Here is a 6,514-nt window from a genome sequence, read left to right as displayed (position 1 = left end):
CTCACCGCACCGACGGCACCCAGCCCCCACACTCACCGCACCGACGGCACCCAGCCCCCACACTCACCGCATCGAAGGCTCTGAACTCCCTCATCCATCGCACCGAAGGCTCTGAACTCCCTCATCCATCGCACCGACTGCACCGAGCCCCTAGGACTAGTCACCACACATAGAGCAAAGGGCTTTCCCCCTAACCCAAAGCATCTCCTTCTCTCCTCACCCACCGTAGCAATATTCCCCATCCCCTCGTCGTCTATCTCCCCCTAGCGGGGAGGATAGTGCGTACGTGGAGATAAGAGGCCGCCCCCCACAAAAAGGAGGCAGCCTCTGTAGCCAGCAGACAAGAGGCAGGGAGTGCCCCTCTCCGAGGCACTCCCTAGAAAAGAGGAAGCGTCCACACCTCAGGGATGAGGTGTGGACGCTTCTCTTGCTTCTGCCATGTCCCCCCTCTGGGTGATGAGGGGACTAGTGGCTTGGGGTAGGCTTACTCAGCGCTCTCAGCAGCGGGGGCAGCAGCCTCAACAGCAGGCTTCGTAGAGCGACGCGAACGACGGGTCTTAGGAGCAGCCTTCTTCTCAGCCTTGTCCTTGAGCATACCTTCGTTGTAGTCTACGAGCTCGATGAAGCAGACGGCAGCGTTGTCCCCGAGGCGGTATCCCGTCTTGAGGATGCGGGTGTATCCGCCTGGGCGGTCAGCGATCTTAGCAGCTACTGGGCCGAAGAGCTCCTTGAGGGCGTACTTGTTCTGTAGCTCAGCGAAGACGATACGGCGCGAGTGGGTCGAGTCGTCCTTAGCACGGGTCAGCAGGGGCTCTACGTATACGCGCAGTGCCTTAGCCTTGGCCACAGTGGTGAAGATACGCTTGTGAAGGATCAGCGAGGCAGCCATATTGGAGAGCATGGCCTCACGGTGCGCCTTCTTGCGACCTAGGTGGTTAAATTTCTTATTATGTCTCATCTTCTAGTTAGTCATTTAAATTGTACTTGCTCACATCCATCCCAAAGTCTAGGTGCAGACGCTCCATGAGCTCGTTGAGCTCATCCATGGACTTCTTCCCGAAGTTGCGAAGCTTAGAGAGGGAGTCCCGATCCATCACCACGAGGTCCGCTAGGGTATGAATCTCGCCAGCACGTAGGCAGTTGAGCGCACGTACAGAGAGATCCAGCTCGGTGAGCTCCTGAGAGAGGAGCTCGCGTACCCGGTTCAGCTCTTCCTCGCTATCGACCTCCTCGGGGAAGAAGGCTTCCTCGACGGTCTCCTCTACCTCGACAGGGTCTTGTACGAAGAGGCTGAAGTGCTCGATGAGGATTTCAGCCGCTTCCTTGAGAGCACGCTGAGGATGGATGCTACCATCGGTGGTGATCTCTAGGACGAGCTTCTCGTAGTCGGTCTTCTGCTCGACACGGAAGTTCTCAGCCCAGTACTTGACGTTGCGGATAGGGGTGTAGATAGAGTCGATGGCGATGGTCTGTAGCTCATTGGCCTTGGCTGTATCTACGGTCTTCTCGTCAGCGGGGACGTATCCACGTCCCTTGTTGATCTCGAGCTCGATGGTCAGCGAGAAGGCTTCATCGAGGTGGCAGATGACGAGCTCAGGGTTGAGCACCTGGAAGGAGGAGAGCCGTCCGTCGAGGTCACCAGCGACGAACTCCTTCTTGCCAGAGATCGTCAGGCTGATGGTCTCGCCAATAGCCTCCTCGGAGAGGGGACGGAAGCGGACCTGCTTGAGGTTGAGAATGATGTTAGTAACATCCTCCAAGACACCCGGAATAGTAGCAAATTCATGATTGACACCTTCGATCTTGATGGTCGAGATGGCAAAGCCTTCGAGTGAAGAAAGGAGTATACGACGCAGGGCATTACCGACAGTGGTACCATAGCCCGGCTCGAGGGGACGAAACTCAAACTTAGCGAATGAGTCCGTCGCATCCATCATGAGGACGTTTTCGGGCTTCTGAAATGCTAATATTGCCATGTGAGTGAGATACTAGGGATTATTACTTAGAGTATAGTTCGACGATCAGCTGCTCCTTGATGTCCTCGGGGATGTCCTCACGAGCGGGGGCACTGAGGAACTTACCCGAGAGGGAAGCCTGATTCCACTCGAGCCAGCTGTAGCTGCTGTGGCTACGACCAGCTAGAGAGTCGGTGATGACCTCTAAGCTCTTCGCCTTCTCACGTACCCCGACGACCTGACCGGGCTTGAGGGTATAGGAGGGGATATTGACTACCTGACCGTCCACGGTGATGTGGCGGTGCGAGACGAGCTGACGAGCAGCTGCGCGAGTCTTCGCGATGCCGAGGCGGTAGACGACGTTGTCGAGGCGGCTCTCAAGGAGCTGAAGGAGGACTTCACCAGTCACCCCCTTGGTGCGCTGCGCCTTTTCGAAGAGGTTGCGGAACTGACGTTCGAGCACCCCATAGGTGTACTTAGCCTTCTGCTTTTCCTTGAGCTGGATGCCGTATTCGCTCGTCTTGCGACGGCGGCTGTTCCCGTGCTGACCTGGAGGATAGTTCTTCTTGGAGAGAACCTTATCCGCACCGAAGATAGGTGCACCGAGCTTACGGGCGATCTTTGATTTTGGGCCTGTATATCTTGCCATTGTCTTCTATTGTTGGGCAGTACGAGCCTCCCGACGAATCGGGGGATGGGAGTGTGGCAGGAGGTGAGGGTAGGAGGGCGGAGTGCAGCCGCGACCGGTTATGAGGAGAGGATAGATAATGAAAGTATAGCCAATCTATTCACCCATCGTCCCTCCTAGGGGATCCTGACCTATTCTGCTACTTCTCTGTCATGCTCTAGCGTCCATTAGCTCCTAGCCAGGTAGGAGACGAGAGCGGTAGAGCCTCTGCGATGTACTGCTATCTGTATGAAACTACTCTGTTATCTAAAGCGACTGACGAGGATTAGACACGACGACGCTTAGGAGGACGGCAACCATTGTGTGGCATTGGGGTCACGTCTACGATCTCGGTGACCTCGATCCCTGCACCATGGAGGGTACGGATAGCAGACTCACGTCCGTTGCCTGGACCCTTGACGAAGACCTTCACCTTACGCAGGCCGAGGTCGTAAGCGACCTTAGCGCAGTCCTGCGCAGCCATCTGGGCGGCATAGGGGGTATTCTTCTTGGAGCTACGGAAGCCCATCTTACCGGCCGAAGACCAGCTGATGACCTGACCGTCGTTGTTGGTCAGGGAGATGATGATGTTATTGAAAGAAGAATGGATGTGAGCCTGACCCACAGCGTCGATCTTGACGACCTTCTTCTTTGCTACTACTTTCTTTGCCATATCAACGTCTATTACTTACTAGCCTTCTTCTTATTTGCGACAGTCTTCTTCTTACCCTTGCGTGTACGAGCGTTGTTCTTCGTGCTCTGGCCACGTAGGGGCAGACCGATACGGTGGCGGACACCACGGTAGCAACCGATGTCCATCAGTCGCTTGATGTTCAGCTGGACTTCGGAGCGAAGATCCCCCTCGACCTTGTACTCAGCGCCGATGACCTCACGGATAGCGGCAGCCTGATCGTCGGTCCAGTCCTTGACCTTGATATTGCGATCGACCCCAGCCTTATCTAGGATCTTCGTAGCGCTGCTACGGCCGATCCCGAAGATGTAAGTCAAGGCAATTTCTCCTCGTTTGTTTTGTGGCAAGTCAACGCCAACAATTCTGATAGCCATACTTATCTTGTTCGTTTAATATAGTCCGATGGTTAGAGACTACCCCTGGCGTTGCTTGAACTTGGGGTTCTTCTTGTTGATTACGTACAGACGCCCCTTGCGACGAACGATCTTGCAGTCGGCGGTGCGCTTCTTGAGTGATGCTCTTACTTTCATATCTATGTAGGGTTATTTATATCTGAAGGATATACGCCCCTTGGTCAGGTCGTAGGGAGACATCTCCACCTTGACCTTGTCCCCTGGGAGGATCTTGATGTAGTGCATACGCATCTTCCCAGAGATGTGGGCGGTGATGACGTGACCATTCTCTAGCTCGACCTTGAACATCGCGTTCGAGAGCGCCTCGAGGATGACCCCGTCTAGTTCTATAGCTGCTTGCTTCGGCATATTAGTTATTACGAACTTAAAACTCTCTGTCCACTAAGACTTCCTTGATGAAGTCAAACGAAGAGAGGATATCGGCCTTGCCCTCGCGGATAGCGATGCAATGCTCGAAGTGAGCCGAGGGCTTACCTGTCTTTGTGCGGACAGTCCACCCGTCGTTCCTGTCAAAGATGACATTCTTCGATCCCATGTTCACCATGGGCTCGATGCAGATGCACATCCCTGATCGGAGCTCTGCTCCTGTACCACGGCGTCCGTAGTTCGGCACACCGGGCTCCTCATGCATGTTCTTGCCTATCCCATGTCCCTCTAGCTCTCGGACGATATGGTAGCCACGCGCCTCGCAGTACCGCTGCACAGCCGAGCTAATATCACCCACTCGCTTGCCTGCGACCGCCTGCTCTATACCTATATAGAGAGACTCCTTCGTCGTGCGAAGGAGGGCGAGTACCTCGGGGGATACCTCGCCGACGGCGAAGGTATAAGCCGAGTCGCCGGTGAAGCCAGCGAGCTTCGTCCCGCAGTCTACGGAGACGATGTCGCCCTCGCGTAGGACGACCTTGGAGGAGGGGATGCCGTGCACCACGTGGTCATTGACCGAGGTGCACAGGCTCCCAGGGAAGCCATTGTAGCCGAGGAAGGCGGGAGTGGCACCGTTGTCACGGATGAACTCCTCGGCACGCTTATCTAGCTCTAGGGTCGAGACCCCGGGAGCTATGATCTTAGCGACCTCGGCGAGGGTACGGCCGACCAGCTGGTTGGCCGCACGCATGAGTTCGATTTCTTCGTCTGTCTTCAGATAGATCATCTTAGTAAGCAGCTACAGAGCCTGTACGTCCCTTGATGCGGCCACTCTTCAGCAGACCATCGTAGTGGCGCATGAGTAGGTGGCTCTCGATCTGCTGGAGGGTATCGAGTACGACCCCAACGAGGATCAAGAGTGACGTACCGCCGAAGAATTGAGCAAACTCTCCTGATATACCGATGATACGAGCGAAGGCGGGCATGATAGCCACGATCGCTAGGAAGAAGGCACCAGGCAGTGTGATGCGGTCCATGATCGTATCTAGGTAGTCCTTCGTTGCCTTACCGGGCTTCACACCTGGGATGAACCCATTGTTACGCTTCAGATCGTTGGCCATCTGCGTTGGGTTGATCGTGATCGCGGTGTAGAAGTAGGTGAAGAGCAGGATGAGGATACCGAAGACGAGGTTGTACCAGACGCCCGTGTTGTCTGAGAAGGCACGCACGAAGCCACCGGCATTATCCCCCTGTACCCAGCTCAGGATGGAGATAGGCACCATCATGATCGTCTGGGCAAAGATGATCGGCATCACGTTAGCAGCATTGACCTTGAGGGGGATGTACTGACGAGCACCTCCGTACTGCTTGTTGCCGACGACACGCTTGGCATACTGTACCGGCACACGGCGAGTACCCTGTACCAGCAGGATCGCTCCGGCCATGACTGCGAGCAGGAAGACTAGCTCGAAGAGGAGCCACACGAGTCCCCCGGCACCGCCTGAGACGCGCGTCCCCCACTCTGCCGTCAGAGCGACAGGGAGGCGAGCGATGATACCGATCATGATGATCAGCGAGACGCCGTTGCCGAGGCCCTTGTCTGTGATACGTTCACCGAGCCAGAGGACGAACATGCTCCCAGCCGCCATCACGACGATCGCATAGACGTCAAACCAGAAGCCACTAGGGAGCGAGGAGCCCACCTGAGCCAGCTGCTGATTGAGGTTCACCAGATAGGCAGAGCCCTGTACCAGCAGGAGTAGTACGGTCAGGTAGCGTGTCCACTGGTCGATCTTGCGGCGGCCACTCTCACCCTCCTGCTGGAGCTTCTGGATCGAAGGCACAGCGATAGCAGCGAGCTGCATCACGATAGAGGCCGAGATGTAGGGCATGATCCCCATAGCGAAGATCGAGGCATTGGAGAACGCCCCCCCGGAGAACATATCGATCAGTGCCATCAGACCCGAGCTGGTCTGCTTGTGTAGCGAGTCAAGCGCATTGGGGTCGATCCCTGGGATCACGATGAATGAGCCCAGTCGATAGATCAGGACGAAAAACAAGGTGGTGAGGATGCGCTGACGCAGCTCCTCGACCTTCCAAATGTTTTTCAGTGTCTCTATAAAGCGCATAAGCTACTAGAGTTTTACAGCACTTCCTCCCTGTGCGATGATAGCTGCTTCGGCAGACTTAGAGAAGGCATTGGCCTCCACTTCGAGCTTTAGGCTAAGCGTGCCGTTACCGAGGATCTTCACGAGATCATTCTTACCGATGAGGCCTGCCTCGATGAGGTCTGCCTTGGTGATACGGCTTAGGCTCTTAGCCTCTGCGAGCGTTTGGAGCGTAGAGAGGTTGACTGGAGCGTATTCTACACGATTGATATTCTTGAAGCCGAACTTAGGCAGGCGACGCTGGATAGGCATCT

General features: G+C 55.6%; 10 protein-coding genes. All 10 read right to left on the bottom strand.

Translation table 11 applies throughout. The features are described from left to right. Positions 1–484 precede the first annotated feature (484 nt). Positions 485–958, bottom strand: a complete 474-nt coding sequence (gene rplQ, locus QZ170_RS09010; RefSeq protein ID WP_297180166.1) for a 50S ribosomal protein L17 — start codon at positions 956–958, stop codon at positions 485–487. A gap of 7 nt (positions 959–965) precedes the next feature. Then, a complete protein-coding gene (locus QZ170_RS09005; RefSeq protein ID WP_297180163.1) occupies positions 966–1,976 on the bottom strand; it encodes a DNA-directed RNA polymerase subunit alpha in 1,011 nt (336 codons plus the stop codon). A 22-nt stretch (positions 1,977–1,998) separates the two neighbouring features. Next, the gene (gene rpsD / locus QZ170_RS09000; protein WP_297180160.1) at positions 1,999–2,604 is read right to left on the bottom strand and encodes a 30S ribosomal protein S4; all 606 of its coding nucleotides are present in this window, start codon (positions 2,602–2,604) and stop codon (positions 1,999–2,001) included. A 304-nt stretch (positions 2,605–2,908) separates the two neighbouring features. Beyond that, positions 2,909–3,295: a 30S ribosomal protein S11 gene (gene rpsK, locus QZ170_RS08995; RefSeq protein WP_297180157.1), complete on the bottom strand. Its 387-nt coding sequence runs from the start codon at positions 3,293–3,295 to the stop codon at positions 2,909–2,911. Positions 3,296–3,306: 11 nt separating this feature from the next. Then, a complete protein-coding gene (rpsM, locus tag QZ170_RS08990) occupies positions 3,307–3,687 on the bottom strand; it encodes a 30S ribosomal protein S13 (RefSeq protein ID WP_021667860.1) in 381 nt (126 codons plus the stop codon). A 39-nt stretch (positions 3,688–3,726) separates the two neighbouring features. Beyond that, positions 3,727–3,843: a type B 50S ribosomal protein L36 gene (gene ykgO / locus QZ170_RS08985; protein ID WP_009433293.1), complete on the bottom strand. Its 117-nt coding sequence runs from the start codon at positions 3,841–3,843 to the stop codon at positions 3,727–3,729. A gap of 12 nt (positions 3,844–3,855) precedes the next feature. Continuing rightward, entirely contained in the window at positions 3,856–4,074 is a 219-nt protein-coding gene (gene infA, locus QZ170_RS08980) for a translation initiation factor IF-1 (protein ID WP_005468188.1), read from the bottom strand. A 16-nt stretch (positions 4,075–4,090) separates the two neighbouring features. After that, positions 4,091–4,879, bottom strand: coding sequence for a type I methionyl aminopeptidase (gene map / locus QZ170_RS08975; RefSeq protein ID WP_297180155.1), 789 nt, complete (start codon positions 4,877–4,879; stop codon positions 4,091–4,093). 1 nt (position 4,880) lies between these two features. Beyond that, positions 4,881–6,221, bottom strand: a complete 1,341-nt coding sequence (secY, locus tag QZ170_RS08970; protein ID WP_297180152.1) for a preprotein translocase subunit SecY — start codon at positions 6,219–6,221, stop codon at positions 4,881–4,883. Positions 6,222–6,227: 6 nt separating this feature from the next. Beyond that, a partial coding sequence (locus tag QZ170_RS08965) for an uL15m family ribosomal protein (protein WP_297180150.1) occupies positions 6,228–6,514 on the bottom strand: 287 nt, incomplete at its 5' end.

It is taken from the genome of uncultured Porphyromonas sp. (assembly GCF_905372525.1).
In the GTDB taxonomy this organism is placed as follows: Bacteria; Bacteroidota; Bacteroidia; order Bacteroidales; family Porphyromonadaceae; genus Porphyromonas.
Note: the sequence above shows the minus strand (reverse complement) of the source record. Positions and strands in the feature narration are given on the sequence as shown.

Bases quoted from the DNA above. Each gene is read 5' to 3' on its own strand.
- rplQ (WP_297180166.1), bottom strand. From the start codon at position 958: ATGAGACATAATAAGAAATTTAACCACCTAGGTCGCAAGAAGGCGCAC.
- QZ170_RS09005 (WP_297180163.1), bottom strand. From the start codon at position 1,976: ATGGCAATATTAGCATTTCAGAAGCCCGAAAACGTCCTCATGATGGAT.
- rpsD (WP_297180160.1), bottom strand. From the start codon at position 2,604: ATGGCAAGATATACAGGCCCAAAATCAAAGATCGCCCGTAAGCTCGGT.
- rpsK (WP_297180157.1), bottom strand. From the start codon at position 3,295: ATGGCAAAGAAAGTAGTAGCAAAGAAGAAGGTCGTCAAGATCGACGCT.
- rpsM (WP_021667860.1), bottom strand. From the start codon at position 3,687: ATGGCTATCAGAATTGTTGGCGTTGACTTGCCACAAAACAAACGAGGA.
- ykgO (WP_009433293.1), bottom strand. From the start codon at position 3,843: ATGAAAGTAAGAGCATCACTCAAGAAGCGCACCGCCGACTGCAAGATC.
- infA (WP_005468188.1), bottom strand. From the start codon at position 4,074: ATGCCGAAGCAAGCAGCTATAGAACTAGACGGGGTCATCCTCGAGGCG.
- map (WP_297180155.1), bottom strand. From the start codon at position 4,879: ATGATCTATCTGAAGACAGACGAAGAAATCGAACTCATGCGTGCGGCC.
- secY (WP_297180152.1), bottom strand. From the start codon at position 6,221: ATGCGCTTTATAGAGACACTGAAAAACATTTGGAAGGTCGAGGAGCTG.